This is a genomic window from Corynebacterium sp. LK10 (assembly GCF_008042455.1).
Lineage (GTDB): Bacteria > Actinomycetota > Actinomycetes > Mycobacteriales > Mycobacteriaceae > Corynebacterium > Corynebacterium jeikeium_D.
On sequence record NZ_NOVT01000002.1, the window covers coordinates 307,533 to 326,873 of the forward strand.

A 19,341-nucleotide genomic window follows, 5' to 3' on the forward strand; every position below is an offset into this window, starting at 1 on the left:
CTAACCAACAAGGACTATAGACATCATGATTGCCCTGACCGCCGCGGAAATCGCTCACATCGTGGGAGGTGAACTCGCCCACGTCAATGATGACGCCACAGTGACTCAGCCCGCAGAATTCGACTCCCGAAAGATTCGCGAAGGCTCGCTCTTCCTCGCCCTGCCGGGCGCGCGTGTCGACGGCCACGACTTCATCGATCAGGCTGTAGCAGCTGGAGCGCCGATGGCACTGGCGGCACGAGATGTTGGGCAACCTGCGGTCGTCGTCAAGCCTCTTGGTAAGCAGGACTCCAATGCCGACGCATTTGCACACGATCCGGATGGTTCCGGGGCGGCGGTGCTGGAAGCGCTTGGTAAGTTGGCGCGTTACGTCGTCGACGAGCTGAAGAAGGATCAGCTGCATGTCGTCGGTGTGACGGGTTCGGCGGGAAAGACGTCGACGAAGGACATGATGGCGACGCTGCTGCGTACCGACGGTCCGACGGTGGCGCCGAAGGGGTCGTTTAATAACGAAATTGGGCATCCGTACACGGTGCTGCAGTGCACTCCGGAGACGAAGTACCTAGTTGCGGAGATGAGTGCGCGCGGAATTGGGCATGTGGCCCACCTTGCGCGCATCGCACCACCGACGATCGGTGCGGTGCTCAATGTTGGTACGGCGCACCTTGGTGAGTTTGGCTCGCGCGAGGCAATCGCGCAGGCTAAGGGCGAGCTCGTGGAAGCGCTGCCGGCTGCGGAGCAGGGCGGTGTGGCCGTACTCAATGCCGACGATGACTATGTCACTGGCATGGCTCCACGTACCCAGGCGAAGGTGGTGTTCTTCTCTGCCGATGAGAACTCCGAACGCCACGCAACTGCGGATTACCGCGCCACGAATGTGCAGCTCGACGATTTTGCTCGTGCGTCCTTTGACCTGCATATACCGGATGGGCGTACATTCCCGATCCAACTGCAGGTCTATGGTGCGCACCAAGTGGCCAATGCCCTGGCGGCGATTGCGGTGGCAGTGGAGTCCGGTATTGATGCTGAGCAAGTCGCAAAGGCGATGGCCGCGCATGTGGCAGCGTCAGAGCGGCGCATGGATGTCCAGCAGCTCACTGGCAATATCGTCGTAATTAACGATTCCTACAATGCCAACCCTGATTCGATGCGTGCGGGGATTGATGCTCTGGCACGTACAGCAGCTGGCCCAACGCACCAGGACGCCTCATCGTGGGCCGTGCTGGGACAGATGGGTGAGCTTGGTGATTCCGCTGAAGATGAGCACTCGTCGCTTGGCGAGTACCTTGTGGGCCGCGGCATCGATCGACTAATTGCAGTCGGAGAGAGTTCTAATGTGCATGCCCTGGCCGACAAAGCGGAAGAGTTGGGGTTAAATACTTCTAGGGTGCCGGATACATCCACTGCCGCGGATTTGGTGGCGGCCGAGGTGCGTCCGGACGATGTGGTGTTAGTCAAGGCCTCCTATGCGGACGGTATGTGGCGGGTCGCGGACTCGCTGGCTGCCAAGGTTGGGACTACGCCCGAAGGTGAAAGCGGAGAGGAAAAGTAAGTGATTCAACTTATTCTCAGTGGTGCGATTGCATTTCTGGTGAGTGTCTTTTTAACACCAGTGCTTATTCGCAAATTCTCTGCTGAAGGTCTTGGCCAGGAGATCCGTGAAGAAGGGCCGAAGAGCCACCTGCGCAAGCGGGGAACTCCGACTATGGGCGGCATCGCCATCATCGCCGCAATCGTCGCTGGTTATTTCCTCTCACACCTCGTTACGTATATCCAGACTGGCGTGGGGCCGTCCGCCTCCGGTCTGTTGGTGATGTTCCTGGTTCTGGCGATGGGCGCATTGGGTTTTGCCGATGACTTCATCAAACTCTACAAAGGACGCAACCTGGGGCTGAACAAGACAGCGAAGCTGGTTGGGCAGCTGGCGGCAGCGCTGATTTTCGGCGTGCTGCTGCTGCAGTTCCCGGATGCGTCTGGCTTGACTCCCGGTTCGACGAGCTTGTCGCTGATTCGAGATATTCCGTTCCTGAATCTGGCACCGGGGCCTGTGTGGTTCGGCATGATTGTCTTCCTGGTATTTGTCTTCATCGTCATTGCCGCATGGACGAATGCCGTCAATCTCACTGATGGCCTTGACGGCCTGGCCGCTGGCGCCACCGCGCTGCTACTGGCCACCTACACGCTGATTTCCTTCTGGCAGTTCCGTAACTCTTGCGAGGCTTCGCTGGGCAGCGGTTGCTACAACGTCCGCGATCCGCTGGATATCGCCGTTATTTCCGTCGCGGGTCTGGGCGCCTGTTTGGGCTTCCTGTGGTGGAATGCAGCGCCGGCAAAGATCTTCATGGGAGATACCGGTTCGCTGGCTCTTGGCGGTTTGGTAGCGGGTCTGTCATTTGTCACCAAGACTGAGCTGCTGATGGTTATCATTGGCTTCATCTTCGTGATGGAAGTTGCTTCCGTGGCAATCCAGATCGCGGTTTTCCAGACGACTGGCAAGCGCGTATTCCGCATGGCTCCTCTCCATCACCACTTCGAAAACGGAGGTTGGGCGGAGACAACTGTTGTCGTTCGCTTCTGGCTACTCGCAGGCATTTTCAACATGATTGGCGCAGCCATCTTCTACAGTGACTGGCTCTCTCAGGTAGGCGTATTTCAATGATTAACTCACCAGACCCGACCAACCTCACCGATATCCGAAATCTCGACTTAGTCGCTACGGTGCGCTCTGGTCGAGTTCTGGTGGCAGGAGCCGGAGTTTCCGGTCGCGGTGCCATTGCGATGCTCAAGGACATCGGCTGTCCGGAAGTTGTCGTCGTGGACGATTCCGCTCTCGGCGCACTGGTTGCCGCTGACTTTTCGGTTCGGCATGTCACGACCGCAGACGCTCGCGACGAGCTTGCCGACGCGGTTGCGATTGTGACCTCGCCGGGGTGGCGTCCGACCAGTCCGCTGTTCGGCGCCGCCGCTGAGGCCGGTGTCCCGGTATTCGGCGATGTGGCGCTGGCTTTCGCCGGCGACTGTGCCCAGCTGTGGGGGCCGAAACGTACCTGGCTGGTAGTCACCGGCACTAACGGCAAGACCACAACCACCTCCATGCTGGCCGCCATGCTCGGGGAGCAGGGCGCAGCTGTGGGCAACATTGGTGTGGCTCTGTACGACGCACTGACTGCTGAGCCTCGTATCGAGGTCTTGGCCGCAGAGCTGTCCAGCTTCCAGCTGCACTGGGCTCCAAACATTCGCCCAGATGCGGGAGTACTGCTGAACCTGGCGGAAGACCACATCGACTGGCACGGTTCTTACGAAAACTACGGTCTGGACAAGACCCGTGCGCTGCGCGGTACTGTCGCAATCTACGGTGCGGATGACGCAGATGTCGTCGAGCACGTGGAAAAGATGCTGAAAAACGACGAGCTCGGCAACTCCGTCGTGGGCTTTACCGATGGTCCCCCGGAGGCACACCAGGTCGGAGTTCGCGACGGCATGATTGTCGACCGCGCTTTTGGCGGCGGCGATGCCGCAGCTGACGACTCTGGTCCGGGCATTGTCATCGCACCGGTAGCGGGAATTTCTCCTCCCGGCCGGGCAGGTGTTCTCGACGCGGTGGCCGCCACTGCGATGGCGCGCAGTATCGGTACCTCACCGGAGCAAATTGCAGCGGCATTGGAGACTTTCGAAGTTCGCGCACACCGCGGTCAGATTGTCCATAAGGCAAATGATGTCGTGTGGATTGATGACTCCAAGGCCACCAACCCCCACGCTGCCGACGCTGCACTGTCCGGTCATGAGCGTGTCGTTTGGATCGTCGGTGGTCAGCTCAAGGGCGCGGAAATCTCTCCGCTAGTGGCGAAGCATGCTCATCGCCTGCAGGCCGCCGTGGTTCTGGGCGTCGATAGGCAACTAGTCAGCGATGCGCTCTCCCGCATCGCACCTGCTGTGCCGGTCGTTGTCATTGATGACACCGACAAGGTTGATGCCATGGCAAAGGCCTGTATGGCAGCTAGTGAATATGCCAACCCTGGGGATGTGGTGCTGTTGGCACCAGCTGCCGCCAGCTTGGACATGTACTCCGGAATGGCTGAACGTGGCGACTTGTTCGCGCAATGGGCGCAGAAGGTGACGTCAACTGATGGATAACTCCCGCAAGGCTCGTAATTTAAGCGCTAGTGCCGCGACGGCACAAAAGGGGACGAAGGCTACCAGTTCACAGCGGCCCTCGTCGTCTAGCTCTAGTGCTCGAGAGCGGCCGGCGTGGGTGGAGCGTTTTAACGACTGGAAGTCGCGTCCGCTGTTCGACTACCACCTACTGATGATTATCGTCGCGCTGCTGACGTCAATCGGACTGGTGATGGTGCTGTCGGCATCCATGGCCAGCGCGGGTAACGACTCGGGCAGCGTGTGGTCGGTGTTCATCCGTCAGCTGGTCATGGTGGTGGCGGGTCTTATCTCCATGTGGATCGTGCTGCGAATGCGGGTGGAATTGATTCGCTCGCTATCGACAGCAGCGCTGATTTTGTCCTTTGTGCTGCTGGTTTTGGTGATTATCCCTGGTATCGGCATCGGCCTGGAGGAAACCGGTGCGCGTTCGTGGCTGAGTATTGGTGGTATCACCATGCAGCCATCAGAAATCGCGAAGATCGCGCTGGCACTGTGGGGTTCGAAGCTGCTGGCTGAAAAGGTCCGCACTGCTGTGTCCTATACCGATTTGTTCGGGCTGTTCGGTGCGGTCAGCTTCGTGGTATTGGCACTGGTGATGCTGCAGCGTGACCTCGGCATGGTTGCTTCCATGGCGTTCGTCGTGGTGGCGTTGGCGTGGTTTGCTGGCCTGCCGCGAGTATTCATCACCGGGCTGCTTGCCGCTGCGGCTTTCGCCCTGGTGATTTTTACCGTCACCGCGGGTTTCCGTTCGGCGCGAATCAGGGTCTACTTGGACTCGCTGCTCGGTAGCTTCAACGATGTGCAGGGAGATGCCTATCAGTCCTACCAAGGCTTTCTTTCGCTTGCCGACGGATCTCTCACCGGTGTCGGTCTTGGTCAGTCGAGCGCGAAGTGGGGATACCTACCGGAGGCGAAGAATGACTTCATTTTCGCCATTATCGGTGAGGAGACTGGTTTCCTCGGCGCGCTGATGGTTATTTTGCTCTACGCAGCGCTCGGCTGGGTGGGACTTCGTATCGCCGGTCGCCAGAACGATCCGTTTCTCCGTTTGCTCGCGGGCACGATTACTGCTGCAACCGTGGTGCAGGCTTTTATCAACATCGGCTACGTCGTCGGTGCGTTGCCAGTGACTGGTCTGCAGCTGCCGCTGATTTCCGCCGGTGGTACATCGGCGATGGTGACGTTGTTCTCGATGGGGCTGCTGGCCACATGTGCCCGCCACGAATCGGAAGCAGTCTCTGCAATGCAGACTTCGGGACGTCCGGGGCTGGACAGGTTCCTGGGTATACCGGAGCCAATCCCGTATGACGAATCGCGTCGCCACGCGCCGAAGGTGCGTGCCCATCGCGATCCGCAACGCTTCGGTCCTCCCGTGGTGACCAGTGGAGCGCGTACTCCACGCGGCGAGGGGGCGCAGGTGCGGGAAACCTACAGTGGCCGAGCTGACCGACCCAATCGGCCCGGCCGTAGTGGAGGCAGCCGCAGTGGTCGAGGTGCCGCCCCGCAGCGTGGCTCCCGAACCTCCGGCAGCTCCGGAAACTCGGGCAGCGTTCGTGGCCGCGAAGTGGATTATTCCCCTCGCAGTGACAACGGACGGACGCGGGGATTTACAGCGAGGTCGCCGCGGGCTGGACGGTCACAGGGCTCCTGGTCGTCGTCAAGCTCAGGCCGGGGCAGTAGGATTCGGGGCGAAGGCCGTGGCGGACAGTCGCGTTCGCGCCAGCGCCCGGGCCGAAACAATAGGAACGGCGGTTCAGCACCGCGGAGGAGGAATCGATAACACCATGGCAGACAAGAATCTGGGCGCAGCCGCTGGGGCGAAAGGCGCTTCGGAGTCTGAGCAGTTTCTCAAGGAAGATGGCTCTGCTCCGACCATTGTGGTGGCCGGCGGTGGTACGGCTGGCCATATCGAACCTGCACTGGCAGTAGCGGATGCGATTTTGAAACTGCAGCCGGATGCCCGCGTCATTGCACTCGGTACGAATCGGGGGTTGGAGTCGACCCTCGTACCGGCGCGAGGCTATGACCTGGAGCTGATTCCGCCAGTGCCGGTGCCGCGCAAGCCGACTGCGGATTTGTTCAAGCTGCCTCTCAACGTCGCTCGTGCGGTGCGTGAGACCCGCAAGGTTTTCAAGCGCATTGACGCTGATGCGGTCATCGGCTTTGGTGGCTACGTATCGGCACCGGCCTACATGGCGTGCCGTGCGGGGAAGAAGATTCCGTTCCTGGTTCACGAGGCCAACGCCCGTGCGGGCCTGGCCAATAAGCTCGGTGTCGCACTCGGGGGCGTCGGCTTGGCCGCCGTGACTGGCTCTGGTCTGAAGGCCGAGGTCGTTGGCAATCCCGTGCGTGCCAGTCTCGCGGCGTTGGACCGCGACGCCAAGCGTGCCGAAGCCCGCGAGTTCTTCGGTTTACCGCAGGAGGGACCGGTGCTCTTTGTCACCGGTGGTTCGCAGGGGGCACGTTCCATCAACGAAGCTGTTACCGGTGCAGCCGCAGAGCTCGCCAACGCCGGTGTATCTGTACTGCATGCCTACGGCAAGAAGAATCACGTCGAGGTCGAGTCCATCCGCGAGGACGCCCCCTATGTCGCTGTGCCGTACATCGACCGGATGGATTTGGCGTACTCCGCCGCTGACCTGATTTTGTGCCGTTCCGGTGCGATGACGGTGGCTGAAGTCTCAGCTGTCGGCTTGCCTGCGGTGTATGTACCGCTGCCACACGGAAATGGGGAACAGGCGCTCAACGCCACCGATGTCATCGATGCTGGTGGCGGTATTCTCATCGCCGACGAGTCGCTGACTGCGGCATCAGTTTCGGATATCGTGATTCCGCTGGTCACGTCCCCAGAAAAGCTTGCCGACGGGCGCCGCGCCCTGGCCAACATTGGACATGGTAACGCTGCGGAGAACATTGCCCGTCGGGTGCTTTCTGCGGCTGTGAACCCTAAGAAGTAAAGCGAGCATAAACATGAACGTTAATTTCGATGACTTTCAGCCGGTAACGGGAGAGCTGCCCGCAAGTGTCCACATGATTGGCATTGGCGGTGCCGGTATGTCCGGTATCGCTCGCATCCTGTTGGCTCGTGGCATTCGTGTTACCGGTTCCGATGTCAAGGAGTCCCGCGCGGTGGTGGGACTGCGTGCGATGGGAGCCACCATCGCCATTGGCCATGACCGTACGAATCTTGAGCTTGCTGGCGAGGGAGAGCTGCCGGACGCAGTGGTCATTTCCTTCGCTGCTATCCCGAAGACGAATCCGGAGCTGGCCGGTGCACATGAGCTGGACATTCCGGTGCTCAAGCGCTCCGATGTGTTAGCGCTGTTGATGCAGGATTCCAAGGCTCTCCTGATCGCCGGTACTCACGGCAAAACCTCGACTACATCGATGACCGTCGCCGCTTTGCAGGCAGCTGGTTTGGATCCGTCTTTTGCCGTTGGCGGTCTGATGAGCAAGGCCGGCGTCAATGCTCACCAGGGCAGTGGTGACGTTTTTGTTGCTGAGGCCGATGAGTCGGATGCCTCGCTGTTGACCTACCAGCCGGAAGTGGCCGTAATTACCAACATCGAGCCCGATCACCTTGACTTTTTCGGTGACGACGAGACCTACTACGCCGTCTTTGACGCTTTTGCAGAGCGCATTAAGGATGGCGGTCATCTGGTCATCTGTGCTGAGGATCCGCATGCGGCCGCATTGGGCGAGCGCGCGGTGGAGCGCGGCATTAACGTGCTGGCTTATGGTGGGGAAGAAGCCTTGGCTAAACACCCGACGCTGCCGGTCGGTGCCGTTTTGCACGGCTGGACTCCCGTCGGTGGTGGCGCCCGCGTGGAGGCCACTGTTGGCTCGACATCGGTGAGGTTTGAACTGCATCAGCCCGGCCGTCACATGGCGCTCAACGCGCTGGCTGCAATGGTCGGTGGCGACTGCGTCGGGGCAGATTTGGGGCGTATGGCGCGCGGTCTCGGTGAATTCACCGGTGTCCGTCGCCGCTTTGACTACCACGGCAGTATCGGCGAGGGGCCATTTGTTGGCGCTCGTATCTACGACGACTACGCGCATCACCCGACCGAGGTCTCCGCAGTTCTCGGCGCAGCTCGGGAGTTGGTCACCGAGGCCGGTCGTGGCAAGGTCATCGCTGTGTTCCAGCCTCACTTGTACTCGCGTACTCGCAACTTTGCCGACGAGTTCGCTGCCGCCCTGTCTCTGGCGGACAAGGCCGTATTGCTCGATGTCTTCGGCGCCCGCGAGGAGCCACTGCCGGGCGTCGACGGCGCGCTCATTGCCAACAAAATGACCATCCCTGTGACGTATGAGCCGCATTTCACCAGCGTCCCGGCTCGCGTTCGCGAAATCGCCGAACCGCACGACGTCATCCTGACCATCGGCGCTGGCTCTGTGACGATGCTTGCCGACGAAATCGTGCGCGAGCTCAGCGGAGACAACGACGAACAGGTGGAGTCGTAGCACTGTGAAAACCAGCCGAAAGCAATCTCAGCAGACCGACGGTGCAGGCCGGGGCGCAACAGCGTCGCGGCGTCGGCGTTCAGCGCGCGCCCCGCGACGCGGCTGGCTCGTCGGCGGTGGCCTGGTCGCGATTATCGCCATCGTTGCAGCGGTGGTGTGGTTTTCGCCGTGGCTGGTTGTGAAAAACATCGATGTTGAGGGCGTCGTCCACGGGGATAAAGACGCGATTGTCGAGGCCAGTGGTATCTCCGAGAATCAAAAGCTCATTCGCTTGGACACGGATGCCTCAGCGCGCTCCGTGGCGGGGCAGCCGTGGGTCGATAGCGTGACTGTCAGTCGTTCGTGGCCGCAGGGCGTGACTATTTCGGTACGAGAATTCACCCCGGTGGTGTTTGTCCGTGCCACTGACGGAGAGCATCTGTTTTCCGCAAATGGTCAGGAGTTCGTCACGGCAGCCCCGCCGGCGGGTGTCATCGAGGTTGTTGATGCACCTCGTGTGGATGAGCCAACAGACGGCAAAGTTGACCCCGAACCGCGCGTTATCAAGGCGGTTTTGAACGTCGTCAAGGCGTTGCCAGAGCCCGTTGCACACCGTGTGGAGCGGATTAGCGCTCCTTCCGAGGCAGAGATCAAGCTATTTCTGACCGATGGATACGAGGTGTACTTCGGGTCCTCGGATAATGCGGCAGAAAAGGCACGCGCGACGGAGATTGTGCTGAACCGTGGCGAGAAGATTTGGAATGTCTCCAACCCCCGACTACCCGCTGCTAAGGGAGAGTAGAGAATGGTGGTGTCTGGAGTGATTTCTGTGGCTAAACACTATCCCTCAAGTGCAGGTTTAAGGTAGCGACACGCGCTAAAAGGTCGCTGAATTATTTGCAGTTTTCGACCACAATGGGGTCAACAGCTTTTCGGCCATGATGCACTTCTTCCGTGCGGTGTCATGGAGAGCTGTACTGCCCGGCGGTGCCAATGCTGTCGTGCGGCCCATGTGCAACGTGGCTAGATGAAATTATTTAGGACCTATAGGAAAGGGCGAGAAACGCGCAATGACCTCCCCGAATAACTACCTCGCCGTTATCAAAGTCGTCGGTGTCGGCGGCGGTGGCGTCAATGCTGTCAACCGCATGATCGAGGAGGGGCTGAAGGGTGTCGAATTTATCGCAGTCAACACCGACTCGCAGGCCCTGATGTTCTCCGACGCTGATGTCAAGCTCGACATTGGGCGTGAGGCAACTCGTGGTCTGGGAGCTGGCGCTAACCCCGAGGTTGGCCGCACTTCCGCGGAAGACCACAAGGACGAGATTGAAGAGACCCTCAAGGGCGCCGACATGGTCTTCGTTACCGCAGGTGAGGGCGGTGGAACCGGTACCGGTGCAGCTCCGGTTGTCGCGAGCATCGCCAAGAAGTCCGGTGCCCTGACCGTCGGCGTGGTAACCAAGCCGTTCGACTTCGAGGGCAAGCGCCGTGCGCGCCAGGCCGCTGAGGGCATTGAAACCCTCAAGGAGGTCTGTGACACCCTTATCACCATTCCGAACCAGCGTCTGCTGCAGATTGGTGAGCAGGATCTGTCCATGATGGACGCGTTCCGCTTTGCCGACGAGATTCTTTACAACGGTGTCCAGGGTATTACTGACCTGATTACCATTCCGGGCATGATTAACGTCGACTTCGCCGACGTCCGCTCGGTAATGGCTGAGGCTGGCTCGGCTCTGATGGGCGTTGGCTCCGCACGCGGCGACGACCGTGTGATGAATGCCGCGACTCAGGCCATTAACTCCCCGCTGCTGGAGTCCACCATGGATGGTGCACAGGGTGTGCTTATTTCCGTCGCCGGTGGCTCCGATCTCGGCCTGATGGAGGTCAACGCCGCCGCGTCCATCGTGGAGGAAAAGGCTGATTCGGATGCCAACATCATCTTCGGTACCATTATCGACGACAACCTCGGTGACGAAGTTCGCGTCACTGTGATTGCTACCGGTTTTGAGCAGGGTAACGGCAACCCGCTGGACAAGCCAGCTGCAGGTGCCGCTGCACGTCCGGCTGCACAGGATGCCGAGGCGCGTCCGGCCACTGAGCAGGCACCGCGACAGGGCAGCGCACTGCCGGGCGGTGACAACCTCGGCGCTCCGGCCCCGCGTGTGGAGGAAGAGCGCCCGGTCGCACAGCCGCGCGAGCGTGAGGATCGCGACCGCTTTGTCCCGCGCACCAACCCGAACAGCGGTGGTCTGTTCACCGATAACCCGACACCGCGTACGCAGGAAAACCGCAACTACCGTGGTGCTCACCGCGATGACCGCGACGACCGTCGTGGCGGCTACCAGGCTTCCAGTGACCTGCCGGAGTGGGGCTTCTAAGAAATCATGACTGAATCCCGCCGCAGCCGAAAAATTCTGACGAATCGGCGCGGCGGGTTTTCGCTGCCACCATATGATTCCTTCAATCTTGGAGATCATGTCGGCGATGACCCGTCCGCAGTCGAACGCAACCGCCAGCGCTTGGCCGATTCTCTGGGAATCGACCGTGCCCGCTTCGTCTACATGGAGCAGCTTCACACCAACACGGTCACCGTCGTCAACGAACCACAAACTGAGCCTGTCTCGGCTACCGACGCCATCGTCACGACCACGCCGGGTCTCGCGCTGGTAGTGCTCGTTGCCGATTGCGTTCCCGTCTTGCTTTCCGACGATTATGCGGGTGTCGCCGCTGCGGTACACGCAGGGCGGACCGGTGCCCGCAACGGAATCGTTCGTAAATCTGTCGAGAAGATGATTGAGCTCGGTGCCACGCCCGAGAATATCCATGCGCTTCTCGGTGCGGCGGCTTCTGGCCACAATTACGAGGTGCCTGAGTCGATGGCCGATGACGTCGATAAGCATTTGCCCGGAGCGAAGATGCGAACGAAGCAGGGGACTGCCGGTGTCGACGTGCGCGCCGGCCTGATGCGTCAGCTCTATGACCTCGGTGTACGGCATGTCAATGTCGAGCCCAGCTGCACTATTGACAATGAGCAGTACTTTTCCTACCGGCGGGAGGGGAAGACTGGCCGTCAGGCGGGCATCGTAATCCTGCCTGAGCAGGGCTAAGTTTCAAAGTTGTAATTTTGGCGCGCCAAATTTGCGCGTGTCTATGCGATATTGCCAACCCAGCCGGTAGGTTGTGGGTAGCACAGACTTAAATTCGCACACTAAGAAGGACGTAGCAGAAGATGGCTGATTTCTTCCGTGGGGTTTCAAATTTTTTCGGTCTTACCCCGACTGATGACGCGGCTTACGACGAGCACTACGACGAGTTTGACCGCCGTGACGAGGAGCGTTTTGATGACTCCTATGCCGACTCGCGTCGTGCGGAGCGCCACCGCTACGAGCTGCGCGAAGAGGCTCCACGTGAGACTGCAAGTGTGAACTCCCGCGAGGAGGACTACCGCTACGGCAACCTGCACTCCGTTGCTGAGACCAAGGAACCGGAGCAGGTCTTCATCAAGCCGGAAAGTGGTTTCCAGGACAAGTACTCCAAGGCTCCGGACATCGGTTCGCACTTCCGCGACGGTGACATTGTCACCTTCGATCTGAGTGAGCTTGACCCATCTGAGGCTAAGCGCTACGTCGACTTCGTTGCTGGACTGGTTTTCGGTCTGCGCGGTCGAATCAAGGCTGACGGCTCCGTGTTCACCCTGTACCCGCATGGCTGCGATGTCAACGAGGGCCAGTTCGACCGGATGTCCGGCTAGTCAGCCGGCTCGCATGGCTTGTTAGTGTTTCGTATTTCGATTAATTAGCTAGACTGTTTATTCGTGTCTTCACTACTGCTAGTTCTGCTAATCCTGCTGAAGCTTTTCACCTATCTGCTGTTGGCTCGCATTGTGATTGAAATGATTCAGTCATTTTCTCGCTCTTGGCGACCAGGCAGGGTGTTTTCGTCGATTGGCGAAGTTGTTTTTGTCATTACCGACCCGCCGGTGAAGCTGTTGCGCCGACTCATCCCGCCTATGCCGATGGGCAACGTGATGGTGGACATGTCTGTGCTTGTTTTGTTCTTCATCCTTATGATTCTGCGAATGGTGCTGCAGGTAGCTCTCGGCGCGGTGGCGTAAATATCGCTAACTGTTTGCTTGGGATCCACAATGTGGATTTCGGTGGAGCTGTGTTGTTTTGACTGTCCCGAATGCGATGTTCTCGGGCATTGAATTGCCGCCGGGGGTGTTAATCGGGGGCAACAATAGGAACCCGTTGGGGAATGTAATCCCCAATGGGTTTTTATTGTGTCGGGGGTAAAGTTCTGTGGCTAAAGGTGCAGGGTAAGGGCGAGGTTTAACGTTTTACTAGAACTTTGCCATTGGTTAGAACGTGGGGGATAGAGTCCTGCCCAAAATAAATGGGGTGAGGACTGTGACTAGAGCAGGTAGGATTGGCCGGGTAAACAGTACTACTGGAAATAATTCTCTTAAGATTTCTTAAGAACTGTCCGCTCAAAGTGTTAGGGGAACTCACCATGCCGTTGACTCCGGCTGATGTGCATAATGTGGCTTTCAGCAAGCCTCCGATTGGCAAGCGTGGTTACAACGAGGACGAGGTCGATCAGTTCCTCGACCTCGTAGAGGACGCACTGGGTGAGCTCCAGGATGAAAACGCTGAGCTGCGCCAGCGGGTTGAGGACCTTGAGGGTCAGCTAGAGCAGGGTGGCGGCGCAGACTACGCTGCTTCCGGTGCTGCCGCTGCGGCGCCGGCTGTCGATGAGGACAAGCTGCGCAAGGAAATTGAGCAGGAGCTGCGCGCTGAGTACAACGAGCGCCTGAGCGCTCAGCAGCAGGAGATTGAGGCTCACTACCAGGATCGTCTGGATGCTCTTGAGAAGCGTGCTTCTGAGGCAGAGGCTTCTGCACAGCAGGCTTCCTCCGCAGCTGCGGAGCAGCCGCAGGCAGTTGCAGCAAGCACCGGCACCGAGTCGCAGGAAGTTAGCCTCCGCGCTGCTCGTATCCTGCAGGCTGCTCAGGACACCGCTGATCGCGTCACCACTGACGCCGACGCTGAGGCCAACAAGCTTGTCACCGAGGCTCGTGAAAACGCTGACCGCACCGTGGCAGAGGCCAATGAAGAGGCCGAGCGCACTATCACCAACGCTCGCAATGAGGCAGAAGCAACTTTGGCTGATGCCAAGAAGCGCAGTGAGCAGCTGTTGGCTGATGCCCGTAACGAGTCTGAGTCGACCCTCACTGACGCTCGCCAGCGCAGCGAGCAGATGATCAGCGACGCAGACGCTCGCTCTAACGCCACCATCACCGCAGCGCAGCAGAAGGCAACCGCGCTGCAGGACGATGCAGAGCGCAAGCACCACGAGATCATGACCACCGTCAAGGAGCAGCAGACCGCTCTGGAGGGGCGCATCGAGGAGCTGCACATCTTCGAGCGCGAGTACCGCACTCGCCTGAAGACCTTCCTGGAGTCCCAGCTCGACGACCTGAACTCTCGCGAGTCGGCTGCCCCGGCCGACGGCTACAACAACTAATTACGTAGCCAACACGTAGAAAACCACCACGCTCGGCTCCCCAGGGAGGGGAGGCAGAGCGCGGTGGTTTTTGCTATCTTTCCCTGCGAACCAATCGCATTCTTTGTTCCGGTCAGGGTTGTAGTAGTTGCCTGAGACACTGCTATACTGACACCCATACGCGCAATGAGCCGGCCATCACCGGGGAGCGTTTCGGAAGAACAGTCCAGTAGAAAATGGGCCCAGTAGAACCGAACGGTTTGGCACCGTTACAAAGCCTTATTAAATAAGCGGGCTATCGCGTGAAGCCGCATGGTTCTTGTTCGCAAGAACCGTCGTAAAGCGTGATGCCAAGCGGGGTGGTACCGCGCGAGACTCCTTTTCAGCGTCACCAGTAACAACGCTGAAGGGGCTAGGCATGCGTCCCCGTGGTGAGTATTAATGATGTTCGACCACGGAAGTGACGTAGAAACGGTGTCTAATTCGAACGATGTAAATGCCTCTGCTGAGGCCACTCCGGCAGGTGGCGCGTATCCGCGCACTGCTGACTTTGGTAAGTACACCTCCAGCCCGAAGTTTCCGGAACTGGAGGAAAAGGTTCTGGAGTACTGGGGCAAGGACAGCACTTTCCAGGCCTCTATCGATCAGCGTAATGGTGCTGACGAATACGTCTTTTATGATGGCCCGCCGTTCGCCAACGGTCTACCGCACTACGGTCACCTGCTGACCGGTTACGTCAAGGACATTGTTCCGCGTTACAAGACCATGCGTGGCTACCAGGTTGGTCGCGTCTTTGGCTGGGACTGCCATGGTCTGCCGGCTGAGCTGGAGGCAGAGAAGCAGCTCGGTATTAAGGACAAGGGCCAGATCGAGGAAATGGGTCTGGCTAACTTCAACAAGTACTGCGCTGAGTCGGTGCTGCGGTACGCGGGCGAGTGGAAGGAATATGTCACTCGTCAAGCGCGTTGGGTTGATTTCGACGGCGGATACAAGACCATGGACATGAGTTACATGGAGTCCGTGATTTGGGCCTTCAAGGAGCTCTACAACAAGGGCCTGGTCTACCAGGGATTCCGCGTGCTGCCGTACTCCTGGGCAGAGCACACCCCGCTGTCCAACCAGGAGACCCGCCTGGATGACTCCTACAAGATGCGGCAGGACCCGACTCTGACCGTGACCTTCCCGTTCACCGGCGCCAAGGCAGGCTCGGCAGCGGAGAAGACGCTGGCGGACAACCCGGTGCTCGCTGACACTGCAGCTATCGCTTGGACCACCACGCCGTGGACGCTGCCGTCCAACCTTGGTCTGGCCGTGAACCCGAAGGTCACCTACGCCGTAGTTAAGGTCGGCGAGGATTCCTCCGTGCCGGAGTTTGCAGGTAAGACCTTCCTGCTGGCAGAAGCGCTGATTGGTGCCTACGCCAAGGAATTGGGCAAGGAACACGAGGTCGTGGCTACCTTCGCTGGTGCTGACCTGGAAGGTCTGACCTACCAGCCGATCTTCGACTACTTCGCAGATCACCCGAACGCTTTCCAAATCATGGTGGCCGATTATGTCACCACCGAGGACGGTACTGGTGTGGTCCACCAGGCGCCGGCCTTCGGTGAAGACGATATGAACACCTGTAATGAATACGGCATTGATGTCATCATTCCGGTGGACATGGACGGTAAGTTCACTTCGCAGGTGCCGGAGTACCAGGGCAAGTTGGTCTTTGACGCCAACAAGGACATCATCCGTGACCTGAAGGCCGCTGGCCGCGTCGTCCAGCACCGCACCATCGAGCACTCCTACCCGCACTCCTGGCGTTCGGGCGAGCCGCTGATCTACATGGCACTGCCGAGCTGGTTTGTGTCCGTTACCAAGATCCGCGAGCGCATGGTGGAGCTCAACCACAACGAGATTGAGTGGATGCCGGAGCACGTCCGCGACGGTCAGTTCGGCAAGTGGCTCGAGGGCGCACGTGACTGGAACATCTCCCGTACCCGCTACTGGGGATCGCCTATTCCGGTGTGGGTTTCCGACAACGACGAGTACCCGCGTGTCGACGTCTACGGTTCCCTCGATGAGCTGGAGGCGGACTTCGGCGTTCGCCCGACCACACTGCACCGCCCGGAGATTGACGAGCTGGTTCGCCCGAACCCGGACGACCCGACCGGTAAGTCCATGATGCGCCGCGTCCCGGATGTCTTGGATGTCTGGTTCGACTCCGGTTCCATGCCGTTTGCGCAGTTCCACTACCCGTTCGAGAACAAGGAGTGGTTCGAGTCCCACGCACCGGCCGACTTCATTGTGGAGTACATCGGCCAGTCCCGCGGCTGGTTCTACCTGCTTCACGTCCTGTCGGTTGCACTGTTCGACCGCCCGGCGTTCAAGAAGGTCGTCGCCCACGGCATCGTGTTGGGCGATGACGGCAACAAGATGAGTAAGTCCAAGCGCAACTACCCGGACGTCAACGAGGTCTTCGACCGCGACGGCTCCGACGCCATGCGCTGGTTCCTCATGTCCAGCCCGATTCTGCGCGGCGGCAACCTGATTGTCACCGAGCAGGGCATTCGCGAGGGCGTGCGCCAGGCGCTGCTGCCGATGTGGAACGCATACTCGTTCCTGCAGCTCTACGCTTCCAAACCGGCCGAGTGGTCGGTAGACTCCGACAACATCCTGGACAAGTACATCCTGGCCAAGCTTGCAGCAACCGTCCGTGCTGTTACTGAGTGCCTGGACAACACTGACATTGCTTCTGCCACCGATGAGGTCCGTCAGTTCTGTGACGCACTGACCAACTGGTACGTGCGCCGCTCCCGCGACCGCTTCTGGGCCGGCGATGTCAAGCACCCAGAGGCCTTCAATACCTTGTACACGGTGCTGGAGGTTCTCACCCGCGTGGCTGCTCCGCTGCTGCCGATGGCCACCGAGGTCATCTGGCGCTCGCTCACTGGCGGCCGCTCGGTGCACCTGGAGGATTGGCCGGACGTCGACAAGCTGCCGACCGATGACGAACTCGTTGAGTCCATGGACATTGTCCGCAATGTCTGCTCGGCAACATCGCGCATCCGCAAGGCCAACCAGCTGCGTAACCGCCTGCCGCTGAAGAAGCTGACCCTGGCATTCCCGGATGCCGAGCGTCTGCGTGAGTACACCGACATCGTTTCCTCCGAGGTCAACGTCGACAAGGTGGAGTTCACCTCCGACGTGGACTCGGTGGGACGATTCGAGGTCTCCGTCAACGCTCGCGTGGCCGGTCCGCGCCTGGGTAAGGACGTCCAGAAGGTCATTAAGGCTGTGAAGTCTGGCAACTACGAGGTTGTCGACGGCACGGTTGTCGCCGATGGTATTCCGCTGCAGGAGGGTGAGTACACCCGCAACCTGGTCGCGATCTCGCCAGATTCCACCGCTGAGGTCGACGGCGTCAATGGCCTGGTTGTGCTCGACACTGAGCTCGACGAGGACCTGGAGTCCCGCGGTTGGGCCGCTGACCGCATCCGTGGTCTGCAGGATGCCCGCAAGAACGCTGGCCTTGAGGTCACCGACCGCATTTCGGTGAAGTTGCAGGTGCCGGCCGAGCGTGAGGAGTGGGCCAACCGCCACGCTGACCTCATCGCCCGGGAAGTTCTCGCAACCGCTTTCGAGGTCGTCGCTGGCGGAGAGTCCCTGAGCTACGATGTGGCGGACGGCTGCTCGGCGGATATTGCCAAGCAGTAGGGGAGAGTAATCTCTATGCCGACTTCCGGGCGGTGGGTTCTGCACATCGACATGGACGCGTTCTTCGCGTCCGTCGAGCAGCTCACTCGCCCGACTCTGCGCGGGCGGCCAGTTCTCGTCGGCGGACTGGGCGGTCGAGGTGTGGTCGCCGGTGCCTCCTATGAGGCCCGCGCGTACGGCGCGCACTCGGCTATGCCGATGGCTCGCGCACGTCGTCTCATGCCACCGACCGCAGTGACGGTCAGCGCGCGCAAGGGCATCTATGGGCCGGTGTCGCGCCGCGTGTTCTCTGTAATCCGCGAGCGCGTGCCCGTGGTCGAGCAGCTCAGCGTCGACGAGGCTTTCATGGAACCCGAAGAGCTGCAAGGCGCCTCGAAGGAGCAGGTCATTGCCTGGGCGGAGCAGCTGCGGGCAGATATTCGGCGGGAGACCGGCTTGGCCTCGTCGATAGGCGCGGGCGCGGGCAAGCAGTTCGCGAAAATTGCGTCAGGCCTGGCGAAACCCGATGGCGTGTACGTGCTGGACCCCGCACGCAATCACGAGCTTCTACACCCATTGCCGGTAGAGAAGCTCTGGGGCATTGGCCCTGTCACCGCTGCAAAATTGCACACGCTGGGTGTGGAGACGATCGGTGATTTTGCCGCCATGTCCCAGCGCGATGTCGAGGTTTCGCTGACATCCAAAACCGGTGTGATGCTGTGGCAGCTGGCGCAGGGGACGGACGATCGGCCGGTTAAGGAGCGAGATGTCGCCAAGTCTGTATCGGCGGAGTACACCTATCCTGAGGATTTGGAGTCGCAGGCCCAGCTCCACGCCGCCGTCGATCGCGCAGGTGAGTCCGCATTTCGACGGCTCAAGAAAGATGGCCGTGGTGCCCGCACCATCACTTGCAAGGTGCGTCTGTCCGACCTGAGCATCCATACCCGATCTGAGACACTCGCCTATGCCACACAGGATTTCGACACCCTTATGTCCGTGGCGCACCGAATCGCGTTCACGCCTGCGGAGGTCGGCCCAGTGCGACTGGTGGGCGTCGGTTTCTCCGGGCTGGATTCGCACATACAAGAAGTCCTGTTTCCTGAGCTCGACCGCGCAATCACCGTCGAAGATCGAGTACCAGCACCTGCGCTTTCCGACGCTCCCGCCGGCCTGGTCGAGCTATCTGGAACCGGCGCGTTACCGACCGTTCGGCTTTCCGACTCCAAGTGGGCACCCACCTCGGACGTACACCACAGCGAGTACGGACATGGTTGGGTGCAGGGGTCGGGCCACGGGATTGTGACTGTCCGCTTTGAAAGCCGCACCAGCGGCCCCGGGCGCATGATCACGCTGAAGGAAGACGACCCGGAGCTGCGCCCGTGCTCTGCGGTGTGCAGTTTGGACTGGCCGGAGTGGCTGGCATCCGACGAAGCAGCAGCTCTCGACTTGCCGCAACCTGAGCGGGAAAGCGAAGACGAACTCGGCCCCGACGCGGATGCGTGATGCGGTTGCCTGCCTCGATGCCGTTCGCGGCGCTCTGTTTATGCGCTGTCCGTA

At 60.0% G+C, this 19,341-nt stretch carries 14 protein-coding genes; all 14 read left to right on the forward strand.

What is annotated here, in order from left to right:
* Positions 1 to 25 precede the first annotated feature (25 nt).
* The 14 genes from murF to CHU70_RS01430 all read left to right on the forward strand — a co-directional run bounded on the left by murF (position 26) and on the right by CHU70_RS01430 (position 19,287).
* On the forward strand, positions 26 to 1,552 hold the full coding sequence (gene murF, locus CHU70_RS01365) for a UDP-N-acetylmuramoyl-tripeptide--D-alanyl-D-alanine ligase (protein WP_070866629.1): 1,527 nt from the start codon (positions 26 to 28) through the stop codon (positions 1,550 to 1,552).
* A complete protein-coding gene (gene mraY, locus CHU70_RS01370; RefSeq protein ID WP_016423002.1) occupies positions 1,553 to 2,659 on the forward strand; it encodes a phospho-N-acetylmuramoyl-pentapeptide-transferase in 1,107 nt (368 codons plus the stop codon). It abuts the gene before it with no gap.
* A complete protein-coding gene (gene murD / locus CHU70_RS01375) occupies positions 2,656 to 4,134 on the forward strand; it encodes a UDP-N-acetylmuramoyl-L-alanine--D-glutamate ligase (RefSeq protein WP_049190466.1) in 1,479 nt (492 codons plus the stop codon). Before mraY ends, murD begins: the two co-directional genes overlap by 4 nt.
* On the forward strand, positions 4,127 to 5,935 hold the full coding sequence (locus CHU70_RS01380) for a putative peptidoglycan glycosyltransferase FtsW (protein WP_070652763.1): 1,809 nt from the start codon (positions 4,127 to 4,129) through the stop codon (positions 5,933 to 5,935). The genes murD and CHU70_RS01380 overlap by 8 nt, the downstream gene beginning before the upstream one ends.
* A gap of 4 nt (positions 5,936 to 5,939) precedes the next feature.
* Positions 5,940 to 7,112, forward strand: a complete 1,173-nt coding sequence (murG, locus tag CHU70_RS01385) for an undecaprenyldiphospho-muramoylpentapeptide beta-N-acetylglucosaminyltransferase (RefSeq protein ID WP_070652764.1) — start codon at positions 5,940 to 5,942, stop codon at positions 7,110 to 7,112.
* Positions 7,113 to 7,125: 13 nt separating this feature from the next.
* Positions 7,126 to 8,619, forward strand: a complete 1,494-nt coding sequence (gene murC / locus CHU70_RS01390; protein ID WP_069359187.1) for a UDP-N-acetylmuramate--L-alanine ligase — start codon at positions 7,126 to 7,128, stop codon at positions 8,617 to 8,619.
* A 4-nt stretch (positions 8,620 to 8,623) separates the two neighbouring features.
* Complete coding sequence (locus CHU70_RS01395) at positions 8,624 to 9,400, forward strand: cell division protein FtsQ/DivIB (RefSeq protein WP_016422997.1); 777 nt, start codon at positions 8,624 to 8,626, stop codon at positions 9,398 to 9,400.
* 268 nt (positions 9,401 to 9,668) lie between these two features.
* Positions 9,669 to 10,976, forward strand: a complete 1,308-nt coding sequence (ftsZ, locus tag CHU70_RS01400; protein ID WP_147719382.1) for a cell division protein FtsZ — start codon at positions 9,669 to 9,671, stop codon at positions 10,974 to 10,976.
* Between the two features lie 6 nt (positions 10,977 to 10,982).
* Positions 10,983 to 11,705: a peptidoglycan editing factor PgeF gene (pgeF, locus tag CHU70_RS01405; protein WP_049190457.1), complete on the forward strand. Its 723-nt coding sequence runs from the start codon at positions 10,983 to 10,985 to the stop codon at positions 11,703 to 11,705.
* 122 nt (positions 11,706 to 11,827) lie between these two features.
* Positions 11,828 to 12,349, forward strand: coding sequence for a cell division protein SepF (gene sepF, locus CHU70_RS01410; RefSeq protein ID WP_048731168.1), 522 nt, complete (start codon positions 11,828 to 11,830; stop codon positions 12,347 to 12,349).
* Between the two features lie 63 nt (positions 12,350 to 12,412).
* Entirely contained in the window at positions 12,413 to 12,712 is a 300-nt protein-coding gene (locus CHU70_RS01415) for a YggT family protein (protein WP_048731166.1), read from the forward strand.
* A gap of 398 nt (positions 12,713 to 13,110) precedes the next feature.
* A complete protein-coding gene (locus tag CHU70_RS01420) occupies positions 13,111 to 14,124 on the forward strand; it encodes a DivIVA domain-containing protein (protein WP_049170271.1) in 1,014 nt (337 codons plus the stop codon).
* Positions 14,125 to 14,544: 420 nt separating this feature from the next.
* Positions 14,545 to 17,805: an isoleucine--tRNA ligase gene (ileS, locus tag CHU70_RS01425; protein WP_147719383.1), complete on the forward strand. Its 3,261-nt coding sequence runs from the start codon at positions 14,545 to 14,547 to the stop codon at positions 17,803 to 17,805.
* Positions 17,806 to 17,820: 15 nt separating this feature from the next.
* Positions 17,821 to 19,287: a DNA polymerase IV gene (locus tag CHU70_RS01430; RefSeq protein WP_147719384.1), complete on the forward strand. Its 1,467-nt coding sequence runs from the start codon at positions 17,821 to 17,823 to the stop codon at positions 19,285 to 19,287.
* The last annotated feature ends 54 nt before the right edge of the window (positions 19,288 to 19,341 follow it).

Bases quoted from the DNA above. Each gene is read 5' to 3' on its own strand.
- murF (WP_070866629.1), top strand. From the start codon at position 26: ATGATTGCCCTGACCGCCGCGGAAATCGCTCACATCGTGGGAGGTGAA.
- murD (WP_049190466.1), top strand. From the start codon at position 2,656: ATGATTAACTCACCAGACCCGACCAACCTCACCGATATCCGAAATCTC.
- CHU70_RS01380 (WP_070652763.1), top strand. From the start codon at position 4,127: ATGGATAACTCCCGCAAGGCTCGTAATTTAAGCGCTAGTGCCGCGACG.
- murG (WP_070652764.1), top strand. From the start codon at position 5,940: ATGGCAGACAAGAATCTGGGCGCAGCCGCTGGGGCGAAAGGCGCTTCG.
- murC (WP_069359187.1), top strand. From the start codon at position 7,126: ATGAACGTTAATTTCGATGACTTTCAGCCGGTAACGGGAGAGCTGCCC.
- ftsZ (WP_147719382.1), top strand. From the start codon at position 9,669: ATGACCTCCCCGAATAACTACCTCGCCGTTATCAAAGTCGTCGGTGTC.
- pgeF (WP_049190457.1), top strand. From the start codon at position 10,983: ATGACTGAATCCCGCCGCAGCCGAAAAATTCTGACGAATCGGCGCGGC.
- sepF (WP_048731168.1), top strand. From the start codon at position 11,828: ATGGCTGATTTCTTCCGTGGGGTTTCAAATTTTTTCGGTCTTACCCCG.
- CHU70_RS01420 (WP_049170271.1), top strand. From the start codon at position 13,111: ATGCCGTTGACTCCGGCTGATGTGCATAATGTGGCTTTCAGCAAGCCT.
- ileS (WP_147719383.1), top strand. From the start codon at position 14,545: ATGATGTTCGACCACGGAAGTGACGTAGAAACGGTGTCTAATTCGAAC.
- CHU70_RS01430 (WP_147719384.1), top strand. From the start codon at position 17,821: ATGCCGACTTCCGGGCGGTGGGTTCTGCACATCGACATGGACGCGTTC.